Source organism: Acidicapsa borealis (assembly GCF_059115245.1).
Genome location: NZ_JCACNY010000001.1, coordinates 3,705,939 through 3,731,485 on the forward strand (window position 1 = coordinate 3,705,939; position 25,547 = coordinate 3,731,485).

The 25,547-nt window shown below is 59.9% G+C and carries 23 protein-coding genes; 8 read left to right on the top strand and 15 right to left on the bottom strand.

Going from position 1 to position 25,547, the window contains the following annotated elements:
- Nucleotides 1-253: 253 nt before the first annotated feature.
- The 3 genes from AC5S27_RS15180 (at nucleotide 254) to AC5S27_RS15190 (ending at nucleotide 3,645) form a co-directional block, all read left to right on the top strand.
- Nucleotides 254-1,723 carry an aldehyde dehydrogenase family protein gene (locus tag AC5S27_RS15180; RefSeq protein ID WP_493935412.1) on the top strand — a complete coding sequence of 490 codons (1,470 nt, stop codon included), beginning with the start codon at nucleotides 254-256 and terminating at the stop codon, nucleotides 1,721-1,723.
- Nucleotides 1,724-1,812: 89 nt separating this feature from the next.
- A complete protein-coding gene (locus AC5S27_RS15185) occupies nucleotides 1,813-2,223 on the top strand; it encodes an EamA family transporter (protein WP_493935413.1) in 411 nt (136 codons plus the stop codon).
- 30 nt (nucleotides 2,224-2,253) lie between these two features.
- Complete coding sequence (locus AC5S27_RS15190; RefSeq protein ID WP_493935414.1) at nucleotides 2,254-3,645, top strand: NAD(P)/FAD-dependent oxidoreductase; 1,392 nt, start codon at nucleotides 2,254-2,256, stop codon at nucleotides 3,643-3,645.
- 6 nt (nucleotides 3,646-3,651) lie between these two features.
- Here the strand turns inward: AC5S27_RS15190 and AC5S27_RS15195 are convergent, their stop codons facing one another.
- From AC5S27_RS15195 to AC5S27_RS15235, 9 genes are all read right to left on the bottom strand, one after another.
- A complete protein-coding gene (locus tag AC5S27_RS15195) occupies nucleotides 3,652-4,767 on the bottom strand; it encodes a M20/M25/M40 family metallo-hydrolase (RefSeq protein ID WP_493935415.1) in 1,116 nt (371 codons plus the stop codon).
- Nucleotides 4,764-6,011 (bottom strand): imidazolonepropionase, encoded by a 1,248-nt coding sequence (gene hutI / locus AC5S27_RS15200; protein ID WP_493935416.1) that lies wholly within the window; start codon nucleotides 6,009-6,011, stop codon nucleotides 4,764-4,766. The genes AC5S27_RS15195 and hutI overlap by 4 nt, the downstream gene beginning before the upstream one ends.
- Nucleotides 6,012-6,013: 2 nt before the next feature.
- Nucleotides 6,014-7,675: a urocanate hydratase gene (hutU, locus tag AC5S27_RS15205; RefSeq protein WP_493935417.1), complete on the bottom strand. Its 1,662-nt coding sequence runs from the start codon at nucleotides 7,673-7,675 to the stop codon at nucleotides 6,014-6,016.
- A gap of 15 nt (nucleotides 7,676-7,690) precedes the next feature.
- A complete protein-coding gene (locus tag AC5S27_RS15210; RefSeq protein WP_493935418.1) occupies nucleotides 7,691-9,109 on the bottom strand; it encodes a formimidoylglutamate deiminase in 1,419 nt (472 codons plus the stop codon).
- A 44-nt stretch (nucleotides 9,110-9,153) separates the two neighbouring features.
- A complete protein-coding gene (locus AC5S27_RS15215; RefSeq protein WP_493935419.1) occupies nucleotides 9,154-10,095 on the bottom strand; it encodes a sugar transferase in 942 nt (313 codons plus the stop codon).
- 315 nt (nucleotides 10,096-10,410) lie between these two features.
- Nucleotides 10,411-10,710 carry an ATP synthase F0 subunit C gene (locus AC5S27_RS15220; RefSeq protein ID WP_493935420.1) on the bottom strand — a complete coding sequence of 100 codons (300 nt, stop codon included), beginning with the start codon at nucleotides 10,708-10,710 and terminating at the stop codon, nucleotides 10,411-10,413.
- Between the two features lie 143 nt (nucleotides 10,711-10,853).
- Entirely contained in the window at nucleotides 10,854-11,561 is a 708-nt protein-coding gene (gene atpB / locus AC5S27_RS15225) for a F0F1 ATP synthase subunit A (protein WP_493935421.1), read from the bottom strand.
- Nucleotides 11,562-11,654: 93 nt separating this feature from the next.
- Nucleotides 11,655-12,083 (bottom strand): hypothetical protein, encoded by a 429-nt coding sequence (locus AC5S27_RS15230; protein WP_493935422.1) that lies wholly within the window; start codon nucleotides 12,081-12,083, stop codon nucleotides 11,655-11,657.
- Nucleotides 12,080-12,358, bottom strand: coding sequence for an AtpZ/AtpI family protein (locus tag AC5S27_RS15235; RefSeq protein ID WP_493935423.1), 279 nt, complete (start codon nucleotides 12,356-12,358; stop codon nucleotides 12,080-12,082). Before AC5S27_RS15235 ends, AC5S27_RS15230 begins: the two co-directional genes overlap by 4 nt.
- Nucleotides 12,359-12,873: 515 nt before the next feature.
- On the opposite strand from AC5S27_RS15235, the gene lysS reads away from it, so the two are divergent.
- The 4 genes from lysS to AC5S27_RS15255 all read left to right on the top strand — a co-directional run bounded on the left by lysS (nucleotide 12,874) and on the right by AC5S27_RS15255 (nucleotide 16,478).
- Nucleotides 12,874-14,364 carry a lysine--tRNA ligase gene (gene lysS, locus AC5S27_RS15240; protein WP_493937319.1) on the top strand — a complete coding sequence of 497 codons (1,491 nt, stop codon included), beginning with the start codon at nucleotides 12,874-12,876 and terminating at the stop codon, nucleotides 14,362-14,364.
- 34 nt (nucleotides 14,365-14,398) lie between these two features.
- Nucleotides 14,399-14,695 (top strand): CPCC family cysteine-rich protein, encoded by a 297-nt coding sequence (locus AC5S27_RS15245; RefSeq protein ID WP_493935424.1) that lies wholly within the window; start codon nucleotides 14,399-14,401, stop codon nucleotides 14,693-14,695.
- 372 nt (nucleotides 14,696-15,067) lie between these two features.
- A complete protein-coding gene (locus AC5S27_RS15250) occupies nucleotides 15,068-15,889 on the top strand; it encodes a TIGR00282 family metallophosphoesterase (protein ID WP_493935425.1) in 822 nt (273 codons plus the stop codon).
- A 43-nt stretch (nucleotides 15,890-15,932) separates the two neighbouring features.
- Nucleotides 15,933-16,478 (top strand): DinB family protein, encoded by a 546-nt coding sequence (locus AC5S27_RS15255; protein WP_493935426.1) that lies wholly within the window; start codon nucleotides 15,933-15,935, stop codon nucleotides 16,476-16,478.
- A 66-nt stretch (nucleotides 16,479-16,544) separates the two neighbouring features.
- On the opposite strand, the gene AC5S27_RS15260 is transcribed toward AC5S27_RS15255, so the two are convergent.
- Together AC5S27_RS15260 and AC5S27_RS15265 are read right to left on the bottom strand one after the other, a co-directional pair.
- On the bottom strand, nucleotides 16,545-16,724 hold the full coding sequence (locus tag AC5S27_RS15260; RefSeq protein WP_493935427.1) for an Rcat domain-containing protein: 180 nt from the start codon (nucleotides 16,722-16,724) through the stop codon (nucleotides 16,545-16,547).
- A 230-nt stretch (nucleotides 16,725-16,954) separates the two neighbouring features.
- Nucleotides 16,955-18,319, bottom strand: coding sequence for a hypothetical protein (locus AC5S27_RS15265; protein ID WP_493935428.1), 1,365 nt, complete (start codon nucleotides 18,317-18,319; stop codon nucleotides 16,955-16,957).
- Nucleotides 18,320-18,548: 229 nt separating this feature from the next.
- Here AC5S27_RS15265 and AC5S27_RS15270 point away from each other — a divergent pair, with 229 nt between their 5' ends.
- Entirely contained in the window at nucleotides 18,549-20,471 is a 1,923-nt protein-coding gene (locus AC5S27_RS15270; RefSeq protein WP_493935429.1) for a CocE/NonD family hydrolase, read from the top strand.
- Between the two features lie 95 nt (nucleotides 20,472-20,566).
- Here AC5S27_RS15270 and AC5S27_RS15275 read toward each other — a convergent pair whose 3' ends face one another.
- The 4 genes from AC5S27_RS15275 to AC5S27_RS15290 all read right to left on the bottom strand — a co-directional run bounded on the left by AC5S27_RS15275 (nucleotide 20,567) and on the right by AC5S27_RS15290 (nucleotide 25,152).
- A complete protein-coding gene (locus AC5S27_RS15275) occupies nucleotides 20,567-21,610 on the bottom strand; it encodes a CPBP family glutamic-type intramembrane protease (protein ID WP_493935430.1) in 1,044 nt (347 codons plus the stop codon).
- 3 nt (nucleotides 21,611-21,613) lie between these two features.
- Complete coding sequence (locus AC5S27_RS15280) at nucleotides 21,614-22,462, bottom strand: acetyl-CoA carboxylase carboxyltransferase subunit alpha (protein WP_493935431.1); 849 nt, start codon at nucleotides 22,460-22,462, stop codon at nucleotides 21,614-21,616.
- Between the two features lie 95 nt (nucleotides 22,463-22,557).
- On the bottom strand, nucleotides 22,558-23,592 hold the full coding sequence (locus tag AC5S27_RS15285; RefSeq protein ID WP_493935432.1) for an aldo/keto reductase: 1,035 nt from the start codon (nucleotides 23,590-23,592) through the stop codon (nucleotides 22,558-22,560).
- An 18-nt stretch (nucleotides 23,593-23,610) separates the two neighbouring features.
- Entirely contained in the window at nucleotides 23,611-25,152 is a 1,542-nt protein-coding gene (locus AC5S27_RS15290) for a hypothetical protein (RefSeq protein ID WP_493935433.1), read from the bottom strand.
- Nucleotides 25,153-25,547 lie beyond the last annotated feature (395 nt).

Sequence of the window (25,547 nt, forward strand, 5' to 3'; positions counted from 1 at the left end):
GTCCAGGTTCTAGCTACTGAATGGACGATTGCCTTCAACTTAGAACTTCTTAGTGCTTCCTTGGATAGCTTGCTGCGAGCTGTCGTCGTCGATTGCCGTACTCATCGTTCCTTGCCTGCGGATTCTCACACGATTCCACATGCCACACACCTCGCAGAATTGGTTTGGAAATCCTTGATGACAATGGTATTCAGTTAAGACGCAAGGGCGCTATAACCTCGCCGAGAACCTCAAGGAGCCTATGGCAGGCAGCATGCAATCCGCGCAAGGCGCGTATCAGCTCTACATTGACGGCAAGTTCGTCGGCAATGCATCCGGCAAAACCTTCCCCGTCTACGAGCCTGCAACCGAAGACATCATGGCTGACGTTGTCGAAGCCTCAGCTGCCGAGGTCGACCTCGCAGTGCAGGCTGCACGCCGCGCCTTCGACTCCGGCCCATGGGCTGACTCCACGCCCTACAGCCGCGCGCAGGTGCTTTTCAAGCTCGCCGCAAAGGTTCGCGAACATCTCGCCGAACTCGCTGAAGTCGAAACCCGCAACACCGGCAAGCCCATCGTCGAGGGTGAAGGCGATATCGACGCAGTTGCCGAAGTCTTTGAATACTACGGCGGCCTCGCCACCAAGATTCCCGGCCAGGTCAACCCCGTCTCTGCCAACGCGCTCAGCCTCTCGATCAAGGAGCCCATCGGCGTCGCCGGCCTCATCGTTCCGTGGAACTACCCGCTGCTCATGGCCGCGTGGAAGCTTGCCCCGGCCCTCGCCGCAGGCTGCACCTGCGTCCTCAAGCCGGCAGAGCAAACGCCACTTACGTCACTGATGCTCGCGCAATGGTTTGATGAGTGCGGCATACCGCCCGGCGTGGTCAACATCGTCAATGGTTTCGGTGAAAGCTGCGGCGCACCCATCGTCGAGCATCCGCTGGTCGACAAGATCGCCCTCACCGGCAGCACGGAAGTCGGCAAGTCGATAGTTCGTCTCGCCTCGCACACCCTGAAGCGCGTCACGCTCGAGCTAGGCGGCAAATCCCCCAACATCTTCTTCGCCGATGCTGATTGGGAAGCCTCCATTGACGGCGCGCTCTTCGGCATCTTCATCAACCAGGGCGAAGTTTGCTCCGCCGGCAGCCGCATCCTGGTCGAGCAGAAGATCTACAAACCCTTCGTCGAAGCCATGGCAGAGAAAGCAAAAACCATCCGCCTCGGCGCCCCCATGGACCGCGAAACCAAGATGGGACCCGTCGTCAGTAAAGACCAGTACGACCGCGTGCAGTCTTATCTCGCCATTGGCAGGACCGAAGCAAAGCTAGCCTCCGGCGGCGGACGCCCTGCCGCCTTCGACAAGGGCTATTACATCGAACCGACCATCTTCTATGACGTGGATAACTCCGCCCGCATCGCTCGCGAAGAAATCTTCGGCCCCGTCGCCACCGTCATCCCCTTCGACGCGGAAGCCGACGCCATCCAGATCGCCAACGACACACCCTACGGTCTCGCCGCAGCCGTCTGGTCTCGCGATATCTACAAAGCCTTCCGCGTCGTCAAGAAACTGCGCGCCGGCATCGTCTGGGTCAACCACATGCAGCCGACCTGCATTGAAGCGCCCTGGGGCGGCTACAAGCAGTCCGGCACAGGCCGTGAACTCGGTCCATGGGGCATCGAAGAGTATCTCGAAACCAAGCAGGTCCACATCAACCTCAACGAAAGCCCCATCGGCTGGTACTAGAGTCTGCTGTTGCCTTTCTTGTTGTCATTCCCGACGGGAATCTGCTGTTGAACACAAGCACCACATAGCAAAACCAAAGGAGGCGACTAATGAAGCCGTGGCTCTTGTACTCCCTGCTAACTCTCCTCTGCTGGGGCCTCTGGGGAATTTTCAGCAAGTTCGCGTCCAACTACACGCGCCCCCGCCAGACCCTCATCTACCAGGCCGTCGGCGTGGTCATCTTTGCCCTGGTCGTCCTCTTCCTTGAACAGTTTCAGATCCAGAAGACGACTGCGGGATTCTGGTGGTCCGTCGCCGCAGGCTTCATTAACTTCGTAGGTTTCCTGTTCTTCTTCGCCGCCATTCAAAAGGGCAAAGTCTCCACCGTGATCTCTGTATCAGCACTCTATCCCGTAATCACCATAGGATTCGGCGTACTCGTGCTTCGCGAAAAGATCAACCTCCGCGAAGGCCTCGGCATCGCATGCGCCCTCGCAGCCTGCTGGCTCTTCGCCGGTTAGCGGCGCTCAACAACTTTTCAGGATCGATGTATGACCGATAGTTCCTATAACAACGTCAGCTTCTGGCTAGAAGACACCGACGACCCGCTGCTCCCTCGCCCTGCTCTCAAGCGATCGGAAGAGGTCGATGTAGCCATCCTTGGCGGCGGCTATACCGGTCTTTGGACCGCCTATTACCTCCTGCGCAATCAGCCCGGCTTGAAGGTCGCAGTGGTCGAAAGCGAAATCTGCGGCTACGGAGCCTCAGGGCGCAACGGGGGCTGGTGCTCGCCGCGCTTCCCTGTCTCTGCCTCCGCCATGACAAAACGCTGGGGGCCCGCCGCCGCGCGCTCGGTCCTGACGGCGTTACAAAGCGCGGTCGACGAGATCCGCGACGTCTCCGATCGCGAAGGCATCGACACCTGCTTCCGCCCCGCCGGCACCATCACCGTTGCCAAAGGCGCGCACCAGTTGACGGCACTGAAAGGATCTCTGAAGGCCTATGAAAACCTCGGCCTCGGCGATCATTACCAATTTCTAAGCCCGGAAGAAGTAGCCGAACGCATCCGCATCACCGATGTCCACGGCGCGCTCGTCACCCCCGACGGCGCCAGCATCCATCCCGGCCGCCTCGTTCGCGGCCTCGCCCGTGCCGTCGAGGCCCGCGGCGGTACCATCTACGAGCAAACCAAAGTTAAGAATTTCCAAGGCGGCAGCAACGCACGCCTCATCACAGAAGCAGGCGAACTCCGCGCGCGAAAAGCCATCGTCTTAGCCGGAGAAGCCTACCTCTCGCGCCTGCGCAAACTCCACCGCGCCCTGCTGCCCGTCTACTCGCTCATTTCGCTCACCGAACCGTTAACCCCGGCGCAGTGGTCGGAAATCGGCTGGCAGCGCGGCGAAAACCTCTCCTCCATGCGCAACACCGTGGTCTACCTGACGAAAACCCCAGACGGCCGCATCCTCTTCGGGAGCCGCGGCGCTCCGTATACCTTCGGATCGCAAATCAAGGATTCGCTCGACAAACACGCTGAAACCCACGCACTCATCCAGCGATCCGTGCTCGATTGGTTCCCTTCTCTGAGAGGAATCAAATTCACCCACGCCTGGGGCGGCCCAGTCGGCATGCCCATCGACTGGACCCCTGCCGTCCGCTTCGACCCGTCCAGCAAGATCGCCTTCGCCGGCGGCTACACCGGCCAGGGCGTTTCGACAGCGAACCTCGCAGGCCAGATGCTCGCAGGCATGATCGGAGGCCACACAACCGGCTTCGAATCCCTGCCCTTCGCCAACCGCAGATCCCCGAACTGGATTCCGGAGCCCATCCGCTGGTTCACCGTCCGCTACATGCAGCAGGCCTACGAACGAATCGATCTCGCCGCCGAAGCGGGACAGCCCCGCCCCTGGGACGCCAAACTGGTAGAACTCCTCGGCAAGCATTAACTCTGTTTAATTGAGCAGAAGCTCGCGGAGCACAGCCGTCCACCGCTCAAGCTCCCCTGCCGGCACACACTCGCGATCGCTGTGCGCAGTCCGCATATCGCCCGGCCCGATGACAATGACCTCGTCAGCAACTCGCGCAAGCCGGCTCGCCTCCGAACCAAAACTGATACCGATCGCCTGCCCTTCGAGCAGGACGGCAAGCTGTTCGCGTAAGGGCCCGGCAGCCGCAGGAGAAAACCCAGCCTCGTCGCGCAACCCTTGCACGGAAACAGCAACTCCCTCGCGCACGCACCCTGCGGCCACCCGCCGCAATTCCCCCAAGACGCGCCCCGGCTCTTCGCCAGGAATGCCACGCCATTCCACGAGAAAACTGCACTTCCCCGCAATGATATTCTTGGCCGTCCCACCCTCGATCACACCGATGTTTACGGTTGTTCGCGGCGGGTCGAACAGCCCATCCACATTCTTGTCGACTCGAAATTTCTCTTCAATCTGAGTAATCAACTGAGCCGCGACAGAAATCGCAGACACTCCCTGCGAAGGAAATGCCGAGTGCGCCTCGCGTCCCTCAACAGTCACCCGCGCCAACCCATATCCTTTTCCCGCAATCCCCGCGCAAAGAGAGGTCGGCTCCGACACAATCGCCGAACCGATCCGCAGTCCGGCCAGAGATCCCTTCAGCAGGTATTCCATACCGCGACAGCCAATCTCCTCATCCGCAGTAAGAATCATTGCAAGAGATTCTGAAAACTTGGAGGAACCTGATCCCGAGACAGCAGCGAGAAAGCAAGCCAGCGCACCTTTCACGTCGCAAGCGCCACACCCATGCAACATCCCGTCCCGTTCTGTCAGACGCAGCGCACCCGCCCAGTCCGCAGCAAACGGCACGGTGTCCGTATGACAAATGAAAGCCAGATCAACCCGATCGGGCTTATCATTCGCGCCCGGCCAAGCCAACAGATTTGCTTTCGCAACCCCGGCCTCATCGTCATACGGCAGCAGCTCGACGCGCCAACCGAGCGGCCTCAAAAATCCCTCAACCCACCGCAGCACCGGCAGATTCGAAACCGCAGATGGCGAAGCAATTGCCACCAGCTCCCGCAGAATCTCCGCAGCCGTCATACAACAACCTCAACGCCACCCACGAACACGCGAGGCCGCACCAGAGCTGCCGCATAATAGGCCAGCTCGCGATAATCCTCGGCCTCATGTATGACAAAATCCGCGACTTTCCCTGTCTCCAACGACCCAACCTCATCGCCCAGTCCAAGGCTATAAGCCGCGTTCACAGTTGAAGCCACGAGCGCCTCCGCCGGCAGCATCCCCATCTGCAAACAAGCCAGCGACATCGTAAACGCCATCGAAGGCGCCGGTGAAGACCCAGGATTAAAGTCCGTAGCCAGCACCACCGGCAACCGCAGCTCGATCATCCTTCGCGCCGCAGGATACTGCGTCCGGCTCAGACAAAACACCGACGCCGGCAGCAACACCGGCTGCACTGCCGCAGCCTTCAACAGCAGCAGCGTCTCGTCGCTCACCGTCTCCAGATGATCCACGGTAGCCGCGCCGAGTTCCGCTCCCAACGCCGCACCTGTCCCCGGGCGAAACTGCTCAGCATGAATCCGAAGTCCGAGCCCGGCTCGCTTGGCCGCGACCAACACCAGCCGCGTCTCATCCACCGTAAACGCATGGTCATCGCAAAAAGCGTCGCAATACTTAGCAAGCCCTAAGGAAGCAACCTCAGGAATCAGCTCCTCCGCAATCCATTCCAGATACTCGCTGCGCCGGTCCGTCATCTCCCGCGGCACGATATGCGCCGCCAGCAGCGTCGGCACAAGTCGCGCCGGCCCTTCCTCAGCAAGCCGCGCAATCACCCGCAGCTGCCGCAACTCCGTCTCGCGATTGAGCCCATACCCTGACTTTGCCTCAATCGTCGTCGTCCCGCCGCGCAGCATCCAGTCTCGATGCTTTCGCGCCTGCGCCAGCAGCTCGTCCTCCGTCGCCGCCCGCGTCATCGCAACCGTGGACTGAATTCCCCCACCTGCCGCTGCAATCTCCTGATAGGTCGCCCCGCCGATCCGACGCTCATACTCCGCCGCCCGATTCCCGGCAAAGACCAGGTGCGTGTGCGCATCCACAAACCCCGGCGCAACCAGCCGTCCCTCAGCATCCACAATCTCAGTCGAAGCATCGATCCGTGACCGCAAATTAGAGTAAGCACCAGCCGCAACAACGCGTCCATCTCCCACCAGCAGCGCAGCATCGGCAATCAGCCCAAGCTCTCGCATCTCCATGCCGACACGAGTGCGGCGAGGCCCAGCCAGCGTAACCAACTGCCCGATATTGACGACCGCAAGCTTCTGCACGACTACTTATCCAGCATGGGCATGTGAATACCCTTCTCTCGCGCGGTGCGCTGCGCAATTTCGTACCCGGCGTCCGCGTGACGCACGACGCCGATCCCAGGATCGTTGTTTAACACCCGCTCCAGTCGCCGCCGCGCATTCTCTGAACCATCAGCAACCGTCACTTGTCCGGCGTGCAGCGAATACCCCATCCCCACGCCTCCGCCATGATGAAAGCTCACCCAGCTGGCGCCGCTGGCCGTATTCAGCAACGCATTCAAAATCGGCCAGTCCGCCACTGCATCTGAACCATCCAGCATCCGCTCAGTCTCGCGGTATGGGCTGGCAACCGAACCGGTATCCAGATGATCGCGCCCAATGGCAACCGGGGCCGACAACTCGCCCTTGCGAACAAGCTCATTCAGCGCGAGCCCCATCTCCGCCCGCTCGCCGTAGTTGAGCCAGCAGATGCGCGCCGGCAGTCCCTGGAACGCAAACCGGCCGCGCGCCAGCCGCATCCACCGCGTCAGTATCTCGTTGTGCGGAAACAGCTCCAGCGCCAGCCGGTCCGTGCGATCAATGTCCGCCGGATCGCCCGACAGAGCCACCCAGCGAAACGGCCCATTCCCCTCGCAGAACAGCGGCCGAATGTACTCCGGCACAAACCCAGGAATGTTGAAGGCCTCTGTACACCCGGCATTGGCCGCAAAGCGCCGAATGTTATTCCCATAATCGAACGCCACGGCGCCTGCCCGCTGCAGGTCGAGCATCGCATTCACGTGCACCGCCATCGACTCGGTCGAAAGCCGCGTGTACTCTGCCGCATCGCTCGCCCGCAGTTCCGCCGCCTGCGCCATCGAAAACCCCAGCGGCACATACCCGTTCAGCGGATCATGCGCGCTCGTCTGGTCGGTAACCACATCCACCACCGTTCCACGCCGCACCAGCTCCGGCAGCACCTCGGCACAATTGCCGACAAGCCCGACTGAGAGCGCACGGCCTTCCCGCTTTGCTGCCTCGCAAAGTGCCAAAGCCTCGTCAAGATTTTCGGCAATCAGGTCGCAGTAGCGCGTCTCAACGCGACGTTCAATCCGCGTACGATCGATATCAATCGCAAGCACAACGCCGTCATTCAGCGTCACCGCCAGCGGCTGCGCACCGCCCATTCCGCCGACACCGCCTGTCACCACCAGCCGCCCCTTCAGCGTCCCGCCAAAATGAATATCTGCTAAGGAAGCAAAGGTCTGAAACGTCCCCTGCAAAATGCCCTGCGTACCGATGTAGATCCAGCTGCCCGCTGTCATCTGCCCGTACATCATCAGGCCCTTGCGGTCGAGCTCATGAAAGTGCTCCCAGTTAGCCCACTGTCCAACCAGATTAGAATTCGCCAATATCACCCGCGGCGCCATGTCATGCGTAGGAAAGACAGCCACCGGCTTGCCCGACTGGATCAGCAGCGTCTCTTCGTTACCGAGATTCTTGAGCTCGCGAACAATGGCGTGGTAGCTCTCCCAGTTCCGCGCCGCCTTGCCGATACCTCCGTAAACCACCAAGTCCGAAGGCCGCTCCGCAACCTCAGGATCGAGGTTGTTCATCAGGCAGCGCAGCGCGCCCTCCTGCTGCCAACCCTTGCAGTTCAACTGCGCGCCACGTGGTGCCCGAATCGTCTCAGCCAAAATAGTCATTCCAATCTCCTAATCTCAAGAACTGCTAACAAATCGCCGCTGCACGTTGCAGTATCGCTCCCGAATCGCATCCTGATCGCGGTGCAACCCATCCTGGAAAATCAACTCGCCCTGTACCGCAACATCGCAAATCGCGCCGCGAGCCATCGCGAAAACTGCCTGCGCAGCCAACGACTCCGCATCCACACCGAGCATCGACAGGTCATTGCAATCCACGGTAAAGAAATCCGCCGGCTCACCCACCGCAAGGTGCCCGCCGGCAAGTCCAAGCGCACGGTATCCATTCCCGCTCGCCACCCGCAAAAGCCCATCGCCGATCGGCGCACGCAGCGCCCAATCAGGCTGCGCCGCTCCATCAAGAATCCCGCGTTGCTGATCACGCAACCGCACGTGGTACTCAAGCTGCCGTGCGTCTTCGAGCAGATCAATCTGCGCCTGGCTATCCGTCCCCAGCGCCACGGGAATTCCCATCCGCCAGGCCACATCCGCCGGGAAAATCCCGTCGCCGAGATTTCTCTCGGTCGTCGGGCAGGAGCAGATCGTGGAACCTGCCTCTGCAACCGATCTGAATTCAGCTTCTGTCACGTGGATCGCATGCACCAGGGTGGTTACCGGCGACAGAATGCCGTTCGCCGCCATCAGTTCAACCGGTGTCGCTCCGTACTCTGCCACGCAAGCCGCGTTCTCCGCGACCTGCTCCGAGATATGCAGATGCAGCGGCATCCGGGGCTCCCGCGCATATGCGGCAATCTCCCGCATCTGCTCCAGCGGCACCGCCCGAATGCTATGCGGAGCGGCACCGACGGAAACGCCCGCCACCGCGGCGTAACGTGCCGCAAGTTCCTCTAAATTACTTCGATATTCCTCCGGCAGCTCGTAAAACCGCCGCTGCCCCTCATGCGGCTCCCGCTCAAACCCGGCGCGAAAGTAAGCCGTCCGCAACAGGCAGATTCGCAGCCCTACCGACCGCGCCGCCGCAATCACCGTATCGCTCAGCAGATTCGGCTCAGAATATGCGCTCCCGTCCCGGTCCCGATGCAGGTAATGAAACTCCCCCACCGCCGTGATCCCTGCCGCCGCCATCTCAAGAAACGTAGCCCGAGCCACGTCATACAAATCCTCAGGCGAAACGAACCCGGCCGCGCGATACATCTGCTCACGCCACGTCCAGAAGGTATCCCCTCCCGCACCAGAGCCAGTCCGGCCCTCGGACCGCCCGCGAAACAGCCGCTGAAAGGTATGCGAATGCGCATTGGCTAGTCCCGGCAGCAGCGCCTTCCCGCGCAGCTCAACAATTTCGACTTCCGCCGGAGTCGGACCCGCCGCAACGATTCCCGCAACACAACCTTGGCCATCCACCAGCAAACCCAGGCCGACATAGGCGCGGCCCTCCGCATACAAGAGATCCGGCAGGTAAAGGCGAGAGGTCGACATAAGCTCCTGAACTGCTAATCATCCTAGCTGCTCAGAAGCGTTCCCTAAAGACGACTTACCCCTTCTCCGACGTCAGAAGTGGTGGATTGCCGTCTCAATCTAGCAAGATACAAAGGATTCCACGGTAATCGGCGACGAAAAGCGCCGGATTGAGAAAATCCCAAATGCCCATCCCGGTTAGAGGGATGCATCCCACCCTGGCTTTGCGATCGCGCTTCGATCCTCGATTCCAGTTCCGCCTCCTGGCTCGCCTCAATGCTGGCCAACTCATGAGAAAAAGCACATGCATCCATTGGCAGATGCGACGCGCTTACAACCAACGTCGCGTGCGGAAAAGCCGGCATCGCCCGCGCCAGCCTCACCTGCGGATCAGGCAACGGGCCAAAAACCTTGCCCAGAGCCGGGACACAACAAATCAGTCCAGTCATTGCCATCGTTTTGAGATCAGACCAAAGGCTTGCTTCCTCCATGTATGCCAGGGAAAGCCGGATCTTATCCGGCGTCACGACTTGCTTGAAAAAGCGCATCGGGTCGCTCGCCCGCGCCAGCAACCGCGCCTCCTGGCTATATTTGAGGGACGCAGGATCGGTCAGCCCCGGCCGCGCCCGCAGCAGCAGCCGGTAATGAAAGCGAAACTCCGCGGTTAACTCCGGCAACACCGGGCGCGGCCCTACCAGGCTCATCTCCCCTCGAAGCACGTTCCAGAGCTGCGGCAACTCATCGATCTTGCTCCACCGGAGCCACTTGCCAAACGGGGTAATCCGCGGATCCGGCCCTAACGTAAAAGAGAGTCCTGGCTGCGCATGTGCCATGGTCCGCAGTTTCAGGATTTCAAACGTCCGGAAGTCTCGCCCCATCCGCACCTGGCGAAACAGCACGGGCCCGGGCGAACTGATCCGGATGATCACCGCTGCAAGCAACATCACCGGCAAGGCAAGCAGAAGCAGTACGGCAGAAATGAGAACATCCACGCCACGTTTCACCACGGTTCCCCCAAAAGACGCGAAGCAAATGGGACTGCCCAGGCCAGACTAGAACTTTCTCGCCTCTTGAGGAGGTTTCTCAGGGCTAATGCAGGATTCTTGTCGAGCTCAAAAGCCCGATCCGGGAACGTTCCTTTTTTGAACCAGGGAGGTTCAATCGTTCCTCGCTTCCGTTCAACTTCTGCGGCATATCGTCGACATCGCGCTGGGGGTGCCAGTATTCAACCCACGTCCAGTCGCAGGAACGAGATTGCCCCAACACAAAACCGGCCAATCCTGCGATCTGCAGGATTGGCCGGCTCTGTGGTTAGAAAAAGCTTACTTAACCTTGGCGAAGATGATAACCAGGGTGAAGAGCGTGAGGGATTCGATGAAGGCCAGACCGAGAACCAGCAGAAGCTGGATACCGGCGCGCGCGCCAGGGTTGCGTGCCAGTGCTTCGACCGCGCTGCCCGTCGCCCTGCCCTGTCCCAGTCCGCAAAGACCGGCAGCAATCGCCATACCGATACCGGCACCGATCGGCACCAGGTTGATCGGAGCAGAACCCGAATCTGCAAACGCCGGAACGGCGCAGAGCAGGACCGCGAGAGTCATCAGAACATATTGAAGTTTACGCATGCTATCTCCTTAAAACGGCTTCACAAAGTTGATTCCCAGTGGGTGGTTGAGGCTCACCGTGCTGGCCCCCTCACGCTCGGAATCCTCCGTTGACCCAGGGCAGAAGCGCTCCCCGGCGGAATCTTAAAGGCACACTCGATCTTCTAGTGGTCGTGCGCGACAGCCTGCGACACATAAATCATCGCCAGCAGCATGAACACGTACGCCTGAATCACCGACACCGCCAGATGTAGTCCCAGGAAAATCACCGGAACGCCGATCGGCACCAGCGAGAAGAACACCAGCGTCACCAGCCCGCCGGCAAACATGTTCGCGTAAAGACGAATCGTCAGCGACATGACGCGAGCGCAGTGCGAAATGATCTCGATCGGAAACAGCAGCGGAGCAATCCACCAGATCGGCCCGGCAAAGTGGCCCAGGTAGCCCTTCACACCCTGCTCACGGAATCCGTGGAAGTTGTAATACAGGAAGGTCAGCAGCGCAATGCCCAGCGGCACAACCGGCGTTTCCGTCGGCGCCGGGATGCCCGGAATCAGCCCGATCAGGTTACAAACCACCACGAACAGGAAGATGACCGTAACGAAGCCCTGAAACCGTTCGTAGCCGTGGCCAATAATCTGGTCCGCCTGCTCGCCCGTGAACTCGTGAATCATCTCGGCAAACTGCTGCGGCGCAGCCGGTTTCTCCACGCTCAGCGTCAGTCTCACAATGAGGAAAAAGCCGATCAGCAACACGGCAACCAGGAGTTCCAGCGCGAACGCGTCGCTGATGGGGTTCACCGGATCGATCGGTGGCGCGCCAACGGCATGAAGAAGCTTATCGGCCTGAACAAGGTTCAGTAGCGCGTCCACAGGCCCCGCCAGAACACCGTTCAGTGCTTTCGTAAGTGCAAGCGATTCAACCATTTGTCTCGAATCTTTCGTTGAGGAATATCGGCGTCCAGATTACCCGCGCAGTAGCCGTAGTGCTTCCCAGACCAGCCCGGCAAGAGCCAGCGCCAGTCCGCATAGTAGTACTATCGGAGAGCCCTGGAAACACTTCAGGCTAACATAAATCGCCCCGGCGAAGAGAATCATCCTCACCAGAAACAGACCCACCACCAGCCCTGCACCGCCAGGCAACTTCTGCTTGTCCAGGCGGGCGTTGAAAAGCTGAATCAGCCGTCCCCATTCAAACAAACTGGCCGCCGAAATGGCCGCCCCTACCGCGAATAGCGCGCCGCTGCCCCAGCCCAGCATGGGCCAAAGCACCAGCGAAATCACGCCGCCCAGAACAGCCGTAATCCAAACGGCACGCTTCAGCAGCGCAGCCAGATCGGCATCGGTCATCTCGACCAGCGGATGTCCTTGTGGATTTCCAGAATCCTGCGTCACTTCGTACCCTTAGAATTCGGCGAATTCCCCGCCCCCAGCGCCATCCGTACCACGCTCACCATGCCCGCGACCAATCCAAGCACCAGACCCGTGATCGTCGCCCACTCCACATGGAAATGGTGATCCACCCACCAGCCCGCGCCCCAGCCCACGAGCATGGCGCACGGCAGCAGGAAAGCAATCTGCACCAGCTTCTCCGCCTGCACCAGGCTGGCCAGGCCACCAGATGTCTTGCGCGGCGACTCAGGATTCGGCGGTGGATTATTGAACGGCATCGCTTAAGTGTATACAAGCTCAAGCCTCGGTAGCACGCCGCCTGCAACAGCAGGCATTGATTCTCAGAGCAGAACCGATGGCAAGCACCGAAGGCGCACCGACATACCAGTCCAGGGCAACTCCGGGGTGGACGAAGGTCGCGAAGCCGGAGGCTGAAGGCCCGATCCATCCGCGCCCCCTCCAGAACTGACCATCTCAAACGCTATACTGACCCTTGGACAGAACCGCAAAGGTCCGCAAAGGAACCACAGTGTCAGAGCTCCACTTCGATTCGGAATTTGAGCGCAATCTCTTCACCCTGCGCCAGGAAAAACTGAACGCCATCGAGGCGCTCGGCCAGCAGAAGTACCCCAACCGCTTCCCCGCAGAAGACGGGACGAAAGCGGACACCATCCCCGCCATTCGCGCCCACTGGAACGACGTTCCCGCCGAAGTCCTCAACGGCATCCCCGGCGAAGACGGCAAAGTCGCTATCGCACCCGAGCGCCACAATGTCACCGTCGCCGGACGCATCATGGCCATCCGCGCCCAGGGCAAAGCCGGCTTCGCGACGCTCCAGCAGGGCGGTCAGCGGTTGCAAGTTTATGTGCGTCAGGACGCCGTCGGCGAACAAGGCTACGCCCTCTACAAACTGCTCGACATGGGCGATCACATCGGCGTCACCGGCTACCTCTTTCGCACCCGCACCGGCGAACTTACCATCCACGTAGAAACGCTGACCTTCCTGTCGAAGGCCATGCTCGCCCTGCCCGAAAAGTTCCACGGCCTCTCCGACGTCGAGCTCCGCTACCGCCAGCGCTACGTCGACCTGTTCACGAATCTGGACAGCCGCGAAGTCTTCGTCAAGCGCGCGAAGATCCTCAAGGCCATTCGTAAATTCTTCGACAGCCGCGAATACCTCGAAGTCGAAACCCCGATGATGCAGCCCATCGCCGGCGGCGCCGCCGCGCGCCCCTTCAAGACCCACCACAACGCTCTCGACGTCGATCTCTACCTGCGCATCGCGCCCGAGCTCTACCTCAAGCGGCTGGTAGTCGGCGGCCTGGACCGCGTCTACGAGATCAACCGCAACTTCCGCAACGAAGGCGTAAGCACCCAGCACAACCCCGAGTTCACCATGCTGGAGTTCTACCAGGCCTACGCCAACTTCACCGACCTGATGGATCTGACGGAGGAACTGATCAAGCAGGTCGCCATCGAAGTCAACGGCACCACAGTTCTACCCTCGGGCGAAGTGGACGAACAAGGGAACTCCATCGACCGGCTCGATCCCAATGGCAAAGTCATCGACCTTGCCAACTGGCAGCGCCTTACGATGGTCGAAGCCATCATCGAATGGCTGCCTAAGCACATTCTGCCTCGCCCTCAAATTGATTGCTTCAACAGCAAGGAAGACTTTGCTCGCTGGCTTCAGATCGTCTTAGACTCGAATCCCGACAAGGAAAAATTTGACCGGCGTTTGCGCGGTGAAGAGAGGAGCAGTCTACAGCCGTCAGAACATTTCCTGGATTACGACACGATTTATGTCACCTCCGCGACGCTAGATAGCACTCCGTTAGGGAAGGTCATATATAGCTGGTTTGAGCACTTCGTAGAGCCAAATCTCTTCCAGCCCACGATCATTTACGACTACCCAACCGCCGTCTCGCCGCTCTCGAAGCAAAGCCCTGAGAATCCGGATGTGGTAGAACGCTTCGAGTTCTTCATCGGCGGCTTCGAAGTAGGCAACGCCTTCAGCGAGCTCAACGACCCCGTTGAGCAGCACAAGAGATTCCGTGATCAGTTGGACCAGCGAGCAGGCGGCGACGACGAAGCCCACCAGATGGACGAAGACTACGTCCAGGCCCTCGCCTACGGCCTGCCCCCCACCGGCGGCGAAGGCATCGGGATCGACCGCCTCACCATGCTCCTGACCGGCTCCAGATCCATCCGCGACGTGATTTTGTTTCCGTTGATGCGACCCGAGAAACAGGCCACGGACAGCAGCGATAACGGAGCGCAATAATCAAGGAAGCGTTATCTCTGGGAGAATCGAAGAGATGTTCGTGAATGTCACCCGACCGGCAAGAGAAAGAAAACACGCCTGCCCATGTTGCGGATTTCGAACTCTCGACCAAAGAGGCGCAAATGAAACCTGTCCGATCTGTTTGTGGGAAGATGATGGGCAGGGCGACCACGACGCCGACGTACAACGCCACGGTCCCCTCTTCGACAGTCTTACTACGGCACGGGTCAATTTCAAGGAGTTCGGTGCCCACGACTTGCTATACATTGGGGCAGGCCGCGAGCCGCTTCCGGATGAAATTGACTCGCCAGATGATTTGGTCCGAAATTGAAGAAGTAGACGTATTTTGGGTGCGTGTGTCCCATCCTTCCAAGGCAACTTGTCGAAGGGGTGGGAACCACAAAGGCCGAGGAGCCGTTGCCCTTCCTTTTCCTCCTGCATCACTAAAAAGAATCTGCCGCCCAATTTGCGTTGAATTATCCCCAAATAGCGCACAATAGAAAGAAGCAGAAAAGAACAGCACCCCATCGAGCAAGAAGGATAGCACAAAAAGCGCACAAAACAGCGCAAAAAGTGCACATCAGCACATGAGTAACCGTCAGCAACACCAATCCGGTCAACAATTTACCCAGGCAAATCAGAGTAAATACGCACCCCTCCCCCCCTCCAGAAATAAAGCCGCCGCCCTAGACCGGAGCCATCTGTGAAAATCCTTTTTGTTGGTGACGTTTTCGGTTCGGCAGGGCGCAGAATTGTGCGCGAACACCTCGGCCACGTCCGCCAGAGCCACCAGGTCGACCTCACCGTCATCAATGGCGAAAACGCAGCCGGCGGCTTCGGCATCACGCCCAACCTGGCTGAAGAACTCTTTGATCTCGGCGCCGACGTAATCACCACCGGCAACCACGTCTGGGACAAGCGCGAGCTGATCGAATACATGAAGTCCGCTCCCGCCGACAGCCACGAGCGCGGCCGCCGCGTCCTACGCCCCGCCAACCTGCAAGCGAAGCTCCCCGGCTACGGCGTCTACCAGGGCATGATTCAGGAAGGGCCGAATGCGGGCCTCGACTACGCCGTCGTGAACCTCATGGGCCGCGTCTTCATGAACGCCACCAATGACCCCTTCCACGCCGCCGACGAAGTGCTCGCACAGATCGCCGCCGGCAACGGCGCCAAGACGATCCTGGTCGACTTCCATGCCGAAGCAACCAGCGAGAAGGTCGCCATGGGCTGGTACCTCGACGGCCGCGTCACCGCCGTCCTCGGCACGCATACCCACATCCCAACCGCCGACGAACGAGTCCTCCCCGGCGGCACCGCCTACCAAACCGACGTCGGTATGAGCGGCCCGTATGACTCAGTCATTGGCGTTGAAAAAGAATTAGTCCTGGCCCGGTTCCTCACCGGCATGTCCGGCAAGTTTGAAGCCGCCACCGGCAACCCAAAGATGTGCGCGGCGCTCATCAGCTGTGACCAAATGACCGGCAAGGCCTATAAGATTCAGCGTCTTATGCTCGGAGAATGAAAGTAAGATTTGAAGGCGCACCAAGCAACGATCAGGAGTCCGAATGGCTGAACACAACCTACAGGAAACAGTGGCCCTTCTCCGCCGCACACCAGCAGTGCTCGATGCGCTACTACGGGACCAACCCGACATCTGGACTTTCCAGAACGAAGGCGGAGATTCGTGGAACGCATTCAATGTAGTTGGTCATTTAATTGATGGAGAACGAGTTAACTGGATTCCGAGAGCACGGATGATCCTGGAGTATGGCGAATCTGAGGTTTTCGTTCCCTTTGACCGTCTCGCGCATATGAAGAGCAACCAAGATCAATGGATTGAACAGCTTCTGGACACTTTCTCGAAATTGCGCGAGGAGAATTTGACGACACTCGCCGGATGGAACCTTCGACCGGAAGACTTGGATAGACGGGGAATGCATCCGACCTTCGGACCGGTCACACTATCCAATCTGCTCTCGACCTGGGCCATGCACGACCTGACCCATGTGCACCAACTCACACGGATTCTTGCGTACCAGTACCGCGAGACCGTCGGGCCCTACAGCAAGTTCCTGGGCGTGCTGCACTGCAACGGGCACAGCTCAAACTAAGCTCCTCGCACGCAGAAACGCCCGGCGCGAAGGCCGGGCGTTTCTGTTTCAAACTTAAAGTACTGCTTAAAGCTTTTCGTAGAAGTCGCAAGCCGAGCAGGAGATGTAAACTCCGCCTGGGATGCCGCGCTCACGATCTTTGACCCGCTTTACGATGCGGGTGGGTTTGCTGCACTTGGGACAGTCCGTTGACTTGGTCGTGTCCATTGCTTTCTTACGGTCGCCTGTTTTTGCAATCTTGGCCATGGGATCCTGATTTCTCTCCTTGAAGATTGTCTCTGCTCACACACCATTCGGCGCGGCTTCAACGTTGCGGCCAAGGTTCCCTTGCCAGCGCGCGCACCGGATCTACGATCAGCATCAATGCAAAGCTGCAATTGGTCTGAGGTGTGCCGGAAGGCGACAAGGCGGGAAGGAACGTTCGACTCGCTCTCACAAGTTTACACGAGAGCGACTGCAGGTGCAGAGTGCCCCGGCTAGTTCTCTGCGGGAACGAATTGCTGCGGCTTCGGAGCCGGCGCTGGGGTTTCTGGCGTGGAAGGCGCAGCAGATTTCGCGGGGTCAGGCTGGGCTGGGCTTCCATCCGCTGAGACAGGAGCGGGAGTTTCATCCGGAGGTGCGGCCGGTTTCGGGTGGGCAGGCACAGTATGTGCCGGATCCTTGGTAGTGTCTTTGGGGAAAACGACGGGTTTCATCGGACCTTCGCGGCTAAGCGCCGGGTCACGCCGGCTAGGGTCGTCGATTGCAGGTATTTTTTCGCCGGGGGCGCGCAGAGTCGGGGGAGCGTCGGCGGACTGCGTGTCCGGGTTGCGTCGTACATCGCCGAGCTTGACGGTCGAGCGGCTCTCAGCGCCAGACACATCCGCCAGTGCGGGTTGGCTGGTCATCATCAGCGGATCGACTTCGTCGATGGTAAAGATCTGAAGCGGCTGACCAAGTTTGGCGACCTCAACCCGAATGACGCGGTTACCGTTGACGCGCACGAAGTTCACGTCCTGTGGCGGGTGCCCGTAGATCCACTCCTCAAAGGGCATCTGCCCTTCCATTTCGCGCGATTTGGATTCCGGCTGGCCCAGCGCGAAAAGCACCATGTCGGTGGTCATGCCGACCATCACGTGGTGGTTCATGATGGCTTCTTTCAGCTTGGGAGGAAGCGTGTCGGCATAGGCTTGCGCGGGGGTCTTGATGTCGAAGGAGATCAGCGGGGCAAGTAGAGCCTTCACCTGCGCGGCTGTGACATCAGGCAGACCTTTGTTGAAGGTGAGCGTGATGCGCGAGCCGGTAGGCTCCTGAGCGTCCTCCTGCGTGATGGGAGCGGTCTGGTTCGGACCGCCCACGCCGATCTGGATATGACGCAAGAACTCGTGCTTGTGGTCCGGGCCGCCGTTGATGTCGAAAACGATGCGGTCCTTCTCGATCCTGAGGTTGGAGAGCACGACGCGATCCCCCGGCTTAACCGAGAGCCCCTGCTCGGTGATGGCCGTCAGGTAGCCTTCCCCGGACGGACTGAGCTTGCCGTTGGCTGCAAGGATCAGGCCTTTCTTGCCTTTGGGCAGCGGGCGCATGGCGAAGCCCTGCTCAGCGGTCAGGGTGCGGAGCAAATCCTGATGACCGCGAGCGTCGATCTGATTGGAGGGAAGGTCCACCTTGGTGGGCTCGATCTGGGCGTAACGGCGGTCAACGGCGGCACCGCTGGGCCTGGACGAGATGGTGATGGCCTGCGATAAGGCGGGCTCGGGCACAACCAAGCTCATGGTCAGCCCGAGGGCACTCAAAACGAGGACAGGAAGCTGGCCGGGCGTGCACGAGATCGTTGAGATCAGAGACCGTAGTCGCGCCATACCGGACCCTCCCACCGCGCCGGACTCGATATGGATTAGGGAACCGGCGGCGTTCTGCAATTACATTGCGCCAAAGCTTAGTCCTGTTCAAGGAAAAAAGGCAAGATGGGCCGATTGAGTTTCATTGCAACACAAGCAATTTCAGCATTCGAAACGGGATAGCCGCCTGGCGGAGGAAGCTGAAAAACTTCTATTTGGGCCTGCGGAGTGTCGTGAAAGGATAGCTTTCATGATGACTCTCCTTCCTCTCACCTACCGATGGGGTGTTCGGGCTGTTGCCGGGGCGGCGCTGCTCAGCGCAATTTGCTGCCGGGCTCAGGTTGCGCCGATGACGCCGCCAATGACTCCCGATGTGCCAGCTAAGTTCACCGCACCGAAGACTGGCTACGACTACGACAAGCGTGTGGTGATGGTGCCGATGCGCGACGGGGTGAAGCTGTACACAGTGATCGTGGTGCCGAAGGGCGCCCACCATGCGCCGATTCTGCTGACGCGGACGCCGTACAACGCGGCGGGACGAGCGGCCCGGAATGAGTCTCCACACATGCTGGATGAGTTACCGCAGGGGGATGAGTACTTTGTGGAAGCGGGCTATATCCGCGTCTTTCAGGATGTGCGCGGAAAGTATGGTTCGGAGGGCGACTATCTGATGGTGCCGCCGCCTACCGGACCGCTCAATCCAAACCTGCCCAACGACACGACGGATGGCTGGGACACGATTGACTGGCTGGTAAAGAACGTTCCGGAGACGAACGGCAAGGTAGGTATGCTCGGGTCTTCGTACGAGGGATTCACAGTCGTGATGGCGCTGCTGCATCCGCATCCGGCGCTCAAGGTGGCCGCTCCTGAAAGCCCGATGGTCGATGGCTGGATGGGCGATGACTGGTTCCACTATGGCGCCTTCCGGCAGCCGAATCTGGACTACTTCTCGGGGCAGACGGAAGTACATGGACATGGAGCATCGATTCCGCGCGAGGGGCTGGATGATTACACGAACTTCCTTCGCAAGGGCTCCGCTGGCGACTTCGCGAGGTACGGCGGGCTGGACCAGCTTCCCTTCTGGAAGAAGGTCGAAGAGCATCCGGCGTACGACGCTTATTGGGAAGGACAGGCGCTGGACAAGCTTATAGCCAAGCTACCGCTGACCGTGCCGACCATGTGGCTGCAGGGGTTGTGGGACCAGGAAGATATGTGGGGCGCGATCCACAGCTATGAGGCCGTGGAGCCGAAGGATACGGCGAATGACAAGAATTACCTCGTAATGGGGCCGTGGCGGCATAGCCAGGTGAACTATGACGGATTTTCGCTTGGCGCGCTGCAATGGAATGGCAACACCACGCAACAGTTCCGGCGGGATGTTCTGCTTCCCTTCTTCAACCAGTACCTTGTCGATGGCGCGCCAAAAGCTGATACGCCGCCGGTCTTCATCTACAACACGGGCGAGAACCACTGGGACAAGCTGAAGGCGTGGCCTCTGGGTAAAGAAAAGCCGCTATATCTGACGGCGAATGGCGGGCTGTCCTTCACCGCTCCTGCTTCCGGCTCTGAATTTGACGCCTATGTATCGGACCCGGCCAAGCCGGTGCCCTATCGTCCGCGACCGGTGGATCCGGCAGATCATGTCGGTTGGCAGACATGGCTGGTGATGGATCAGCGCTTTGTCGACGGGCGGACGGATGTGCTCACGTACGAGAGCGAGCCGCTGACCGCTCCGCTGAAGTTGAGCGGCGCGCCTATCGTGAATCTGCAGGCCGCTACGAGCGGGACGGACAGCGACTGGGTGGTGAAGCTGATCGATGTTTACCCGGACTCGGTACCGGGGCAGCCGGCGATGGGCGGGTATGAATTGGCGATTTCGCTGGATATCTTCCGCGGGCGGTATCGTGAGGGATTTGCCGAGGGCAAGGCGATCTCGCCGGACACTCCGCTGCTCTACAAGTTCCGGCTGCCGACGGTGAATCACACTATTGAGCCCGGTCACCGGATTATGGTGCAGGTGCAGTCGAGTCTCTTCCCGCTGTACGACCGGAATCCCCAGACCTTTGTGCCGAATATCTTTGATGCGAAGCCGGCGGATTACAAGTCGGCTACGCAGAAGGTCTTTCATGCACCGGGGAAGGCGAGCTATATCAGCTTGCCGGTGGTGGAGTAGGAGTTCTTCCTAGGCGATGAAAAGCAGATTCCCTTCGGGAATGACAAAGGAAAAGCAAGAGCCTCAATGACTTTGTGTCGTTGGGGCTTTTGCTCTTAGTCCCTAGGACCGTCAAGTTCGGCGGCTGCTGGCGGCGGGGGTGGTGCCGCGGGCAGGATCTGGACAAGCGGCTTAGGCTCGGGGACGGCTTCGCGGGTGGCGGCTTCATGCTGGGCTTTCGCTGCTGCGTCCAGGTCGACGGCGAGGCCGCCGGGAATAAGGACCGGGGCGTTCCGCTCGAAGCTGATGTCGCGGGTGGCGCGGTAGAGGATCGGCATTGCAGCGAGTATCACGATGAAGGAGACCCAGCTGCCGTCGAGACCGTAACCGCCGCCAGTGAGGAAGATCGGGCCGATGGGATCACCTTGAATGACAGGCGAGTGGCTGCTGACGCCGTTCACAGTGAGGCCAAAGAGAAGCGCGCGGGATGCGAGCCAGGCGAAGTGCAGTCCCCAGGGAAGCCAGAGGGCGCGGGTGCGCAGGTAGGCCAGGGTCAGCAGGAGGCCCAGCGCGACGTTGACGGCCATACTGGTAGGGCTTGAGCCGACGGTGTAAGCCTGGAGGATGCCGTAGAGGACAGCGAGAGCAAGGGCTGCGGGGAGTTCGCCGATAGCTCGGGTGGCGAGCTGGAACGGGTATCCGCGGAAGGCGAGTTGGACGGCTAGTGTTCCAAAGGCGAAGTAGGCTGCGTCGGCGACGAGCCAACCGAAGGCGCTCCTGGTCAGGATAAAGTGCATTGCAATCCCGCCGAAGAGGACCATAGGCAGGACGCAGACCACGGCGATGCCCCAGCCGAAGGCTACTCCGAGAGCGGCTTCTCCGGGCCAGCGTGGGCGAAGCTTCAGGCCTTGATTGCTGACCGGTTCAAGCTGGTTATCAAGCACGAATCCAAAGCCGGCGAAGCCGACCAACAGGAGGAACGCCAGCATGATCTCCGAGATCAGCGGGGTCCATTCTTCGGTGGCGAAGCCGCGGGCGCTCAGCTGGGCGATGAGTCGGGCGAGCAGGAAATAAATCGCCACGAGCACGAAGCGCCCTGCGGCCTGGGCGGCTGTGAGCGGCTTCGGTTTTCTCGGTGGCGGCGGTGGAACAGGCTGCATCGCTCAGACTTCCGTGTAGAACTGGGCGATGTTGCGGAACTTCTTCTGACGTTGCGACAGGCGTTCGTCTTTGGAGAGCGCGAGAAGCTGCTTGAGGTGCTTGAGCAGTGCTGCATCCATCAGCTCGAAGGCGGCTTCGGGGTCTTCGTGCGCTCCAACCGGAGGCTCGGGAATGATGTCGTCCACGCAGCCGAGCTCTTTGACTTCCTGCGCGGTGATCTTCATCGATTCGGCCGCGCGCTCCTTGTGGGCCGCGTCGCGCCACATGATGGCGGCGCAGGCTTCGGGGGTAATGACGAAATAGAGCGCGTTTTCGAGGATCAGGACACGGTCGGCAACGGCCAGCGCGAGCGCGCCGCCGGAGCCACCTTCGCCGGAGATGATGGCGATGGTCGGCACCTTGAGCTTGGCCATCTCGATGAGGTTGCGGGCGATGGCTTCCGCCTGGCCACGCTCTTCTGCACCGAGGCCGGGAAAGGCGCCGGGCAGGTCAATGAAGGTGATGACGGGGCGGTTGAACTTTTCCGCAATCTTCATGGCGCGGAGGGCTTTGCGGTAGCCTTCGGGATTGGGCATGCCGAAGTTGCGCCGGACGCGCTCCTTGGTAGTGCCTCCCTTGCGGTTGCCGATAACCAGTACCTCGTGGCCGTGGAAGCGAGCCATGCCGCAAGCGACTGCTTCATCGTCGCCGTAGGCACGATCGCCGTGGATCTCGCTGAAGTCGGTAAAGAGCCGCTCGATGAAGTCCATGGGATAGGGGCGCTTGGGATGACGGGCGCGCTCGACTTTGATCCACGCGGGCGAAACTGCCGGCGTCTGTGCTGGTGTATTGCCTGAAGACGATTCGCTCATGAAATGTTAAGACACATCCGGAGATTCTGCCATCCGGTCCTAGATGATTCTACGTTCCCTGCCTCAAAGCGACAAATGGGCGGCCATTTATCAATTCACTTTGGCAAAACTTTGCGTAGCAGCTTTTTCCAGGTGGGCTGGGGCTTGGGCGCGTTGAAGAGGACGACGGGCAGGATGACTTCATCGATCCGGGCGAGGGTTTCCTGAGAAAGCGTGATTCCGCTTCCTGCGGCGTTAGCGGCGACCTGCTCGGGGCGTGATGCGCCAACGATGGCGGACGAGACCTCAGGGCGGCGAAGCACCCAGGCGAGCGACATCTGCGTCATGGTCAGGCCGAGATCGGCGGCGATGGGGTTGAGCTTTTCCACTGCGGCGAGGAGGAAGTCGCTGCGGAATCGGCGGCCTAGAGTCTCCATGGTGAAGTTGGTGTCAGGATTGGCGGCGCGGCTGTCGGGAGGTGGCGGCTGGCCAGGCTTGTACTTGCCAGTGAGCACACCTTGCGCGAGCGGCGAGAAGACGATATTGCCGAGGCCGTACTCGTTGCAGGCGGGGAAGACTTGCGCTTCGGGCTTGCGCACCAGCATGGAATATTGCGGCTGGCTGCTGGTCATCGGTGTCCAGTTGTGGGCTTCGGACGATTTTGCGGCGGCAACAATTTTGTCAACGGGCCATTCGCTCAAGCCGATGGCTCGAACTTTGCCGGATTTTACGGCGTGGTCGAGGGCTTCCAGGGTTTCATCCAAAGGCGTCTCGTTGTCGTAACGATGGCATTGGTAGAGATCGATGTAGTCCACGCCCAGACGCTCCAGAGAGCGGTCAAGCTGCTTGACGACCTGCGCGGCAGAAAGTCCCTTGTCCGGCTCGGGCGGGACGGGGTTGTAGAGCTTGGTGGCGATGAGGTATCTGTCACGGGAACGGCCGCGTGTGCGCAGCGCTTCACCGAGAACACGCTCTGCTTCTCCCGCGCCGTACATGTTGGCGGTGTCGAAGAGGGTGATGCCGTGATCAAGCGCTGCGTGAATGCAGGCGATGGCCTTCTGACGCTCTACGGCGCCACCGACAGTGAGCCAGGTGCCGAAGCTGATTTCCGAGACGGTAAGCGGGCCTTTGCCTAGCTGACGATATTGCACAGATGGTGTCCTCTTGAGTCAGCGTACCGCGTCGGGGGCTGCTGTGTGGCCGGTTGTTTCCGGATTCGCCAGGATAAGCGCTCCGAAGCCCTTTACGCCGGGATAAAGAGGAACATTGCCGACGCGCGGCGGAGTCTTGTTGACGTCGTCTGCAACAACGACAAAGTGATGATCGCGGCCGTAGTTCTCGAAGATATCGAAGAACTTCTTGGCCTCGCCGGGATTGTCGTTGCCGTTGCCCGGTTTGACGAAGTAATCAGCGTAGACCGGCTTGGGATTGCTCATGTATGGGTCGAGCACTTTGCACTTGTCGGCGAGAGCCCACCAGTAGTCCGAAGTAACGACGGTGGCGCCGGCGGGAATGAGCGCGCGGACGCGACTCATGGCAGTGGTGAAGGATTGTTCCGGTGGAAGGGCAAGCGTTGCGGTGCGCTCTCGTGCATAGTCCAGCATGACGAAAATGACGCAGGCATAGGTGAGGATCGAAGCGACCAACTTCCTGCTTTGTCGAATATCTCGAGGCAGCGCGATCCACGACGCAGCAGCAAGCGAGAGTAGCCACGGAGCGAAGAACCACAGGTATGGAGCCTTGCCGGGGAGCAAGATCCATTCAAGGATGAGACCGGCAATGGCAACCCACAGGCATTGCCGCAGCATGCGTGCGCGAGGGGTCGTGTTTCGAAACAGGCAGAGGATTACGACAGCCAGCGCGGCAAGGATGATGAAGGCGATATCGCGGTGATAGGCGAGTACGTTGTGTGCGCCGTCTTTGTAGGACTTTAAGATGCTGGCGAAGCGGCTCTGGCCAGCATCGACAGCCTGTCCTAGTTCGGGCGACTGGACTTGTGCGTGGACGATCAGCTGCCGGTACGCCTCGGGATGCAAAATCAGGATTGGCGCGATGCAGCAGCAGGCTACCGCTGCTCCGGTGGCAACGGCGATTAGGAAAGTGGAGATGCGCAGGGCCTGCCGCTGGTATGCGACGAGCAAGGCCATCGGCGCGAAGAACGTGAACACACCGATGCTTGTAGAGCCGCAGAGTCCGAAAGCGATGCCTGCGAGAGTAGCGCGGCGGCTGGGCGGTTGATCGAGAGTCCAGCACAGAATGCCGGCGATTCCGATGCTGATGGCAAGCTCATCGGGACGGCCGAACATCGCATTGAACAGCAGAAATGTTCCGATGGCATACGTGTAGCTCGGCGGCACGCGAAAGAGCCTGCGCGCGAGCAGTATGGTCATCAGAACGAAGAAGAGATGAATCAGCTGGTCGTAGAGGATGCAGAGGCGTGGGCCGAAGCCGATGATCTTCGTGTACACGCCGAAGGCAAACGTGTAGATAGGCGGCTGCGCGAAGTAGATTTCTTCGAAGCCGGGCTTCACATCCACGCGGCCGACGATCTCTGGTGCTGCGAACTGACCGGTGGCGGCCCAGTGGCGCCCCGCGGACTTGAAGAACTCCTCGTCGATCATGGGCGAGCGGCCAGGGATCACTTCCAGCAGAAACGACAGGACGCACGCGACGAGAAAGACCCATTTCCAGATGCGATCTGCACGGCTCAATCAGTATCCCCCCGGCAAATTTACGGTGTGACAGCGACAGTGTAGCCGGTGTCGGCGGTATTCGAGAGAATACAGCGGCGTCAGCTGAGGCACTAAACGCTGGCGATACCCTCCATCGTCATCACGTATCAAATGTCGGCTGGCTTCTGAGACAGACGCTGGAGGAGTAAGCCAAATGCCGGTGTAAGGCGCGGTTGAGGGAACATCTCCATGTCATCAACAGAGCCATCCGTAAAGATTCGCAACCGTGTAAAGCGCGAAGCCGTCCCAAATCTCACATTCCATTCAGCAATCGCGGATAGATCACACTAAAGTAGGATTGCGAATTCCAGGAAATTATCACTGCGGCCAAAGATTCTTTGCACCCAGTGAAATCGCAATCTGTCCGCCGACCG

Bases quoted from the DNA above. Each gene is read 5' to 3' on its own strand.
- AC5S27_RS15180 (WP_493935412.1), top strand. From the start codon at position 254: ATGCAATCCGCGCAAGGCGCGTATCAGCTCTACATTGACGGCAAGTTC.
- AC5S27_RS15185 (WP_493935413.1), top strand. From the start codon at position 1,813: ATGAAGCCGTGGCTCTTGTACTCCCTGCTAACTCTCCTCTGCTGGGGC.
- AC5S27_RS15190 (WP_493935414.1), top strand. From the start codon at position 2,254: ATGACCGATAGTTCCTATAACAACGTCAGCTTCTGGCTAGAAGACACC.
- AC5S27_RS15195 (WP_493935415.1), bottom strand. From the start codon at position 4,767: ATGACGGCTGCGGAGATTCTGCGGGAGCTGGTGGCAATTGCTTCGCCA.
- hutU (WP_493935417.1), bottom strand. From the start codon at position 7,675: ATGACTATTTTGGCTGAGACGATTCGGGCACCACGTGGCGCGCAGTTG.
- AC5S27_RS15210 (WP_493935418.1), bottom strand. From the start codon at position 9,109: ATGTCGACCTCTCGCCTTTACCTGCCGGATCTCTTGTATGCGGAGGGC.
- AC5S27_RS15220 (WP_493935420.1), bottom strand. From the start codon at position 10,710: ATGCGTAAACTTCAATATGTTCTGATGACTCTCGCGGTCCTGCTCTGC.
- AC5S27_RS15235 (WP_493935423.1), bottom strand. From the start codon at position 12,358: ATGCCGTTCAATAATCCACCGCCGAATCCTGAGTCGCCGCGCAAGACA.
- lysS (WP_493937319.1), top strand. From the start codon at position 12,874: ATGGCCATCCGCGCCCAGGGCAAAGCCGGCTTCGCGACGCTCCAGCAG.
- AC5S27_RS15245 (WP_493935424.1), top strand. From the start codon at position 14,399: ATGTTCGTGAATGTCACCCGACCGGCAAGAGAAAGAAAACACGCCTGC.
- AC5S27_RS15255 (WP_493935426.1), top strand. From the start codon at position 15,933: ATGGCTGAACACAACCTACAGGAAACAGTGGCCCTTCTCCGCCGCACA.
- AC5S27_RS15260 (WP_493935427.1), bottom strand. From the start codon at position 16,724: ATGGCCAAGATTGCAAAAACAGGCGACCGTAAGAAAGCAATGGACACG.
- AC5S27_RS15265 (WP_493935428.1), bottom strand. From the start codon at position 18,319: ATGGCGCGACTACGGTCTCTGATCTCAACGATCTCGTGCACGCCCGGC.
- AC5S27_RS15270 (WP_493935429.1), top strand. From the start codon at position 18,549: ATGATGACTCTCCTTCCTCTCACCTACCGATGGGGTGTTCGGGCTGTT.
- AC5S27_RS15275 (WP_493935430.1), bottom strand. From the start codon at position 21,610: ATGCAGCCTGTTCCACCGCCGCCACCGAGAAAACCGAAGCCGCTCACA.
- AC5S27_RS15280 (WP_493935431.1), bottom strand. From the start codon at position 22,462: ATGAGCGAATCGTCTTCAGGCAATACACCAGCACAGACGCCGGCAGTT.